1 protein-coding gene is annotated in these 271 nt (G+C 69.4%); it reads left to right on the forward strand.

Going from position 1 to position 271, the window contains the following annotated elements; translation table 11 throughout:
• The coding region (locus ACSNOK_RS34325; RefSeq protein ID WP_436784641.1) for a YihY/virulence factor BrkB family protein at window positions 1-271 on the forward strand (271 nt) is incomplete at both ends.

Raw genomic sequence — 271 nt, forward strand, 5'->3', positions numbered from 1 at the left:
GTGCGCGGGCGCGGCTTCCGCTGGCTGACCCCCGGGGGCGTGCTGGCGGTGGTGCTGTGGCTGGCCGCCTCGGCCGGTTTCGCGCTGTACGTGGCGAACTTCGGCTCGTACAACAAGATCTACGGCACCCTGGCGGGCGTCATCGTGTTCCTGATCTGGTTGTGGCTGACCAATCTGGCGATCCTGCTAGGCCTGGAGTTCGATGCCGAGCTGGCGCGGGAGCGGGCCATCTCCGGCGGCCACCCGGTGCACCGGGAGCCGTATGTGGAGC

The organism is Streptomyces sp. URMC 126 (assembly GCF_051386555.1).
Classification (GTDB): domain Bacteria; phylum Actinomycetota; class Actinomycetes; order Streptomycetales; family Streptomycetaceae; genus Streptomyces.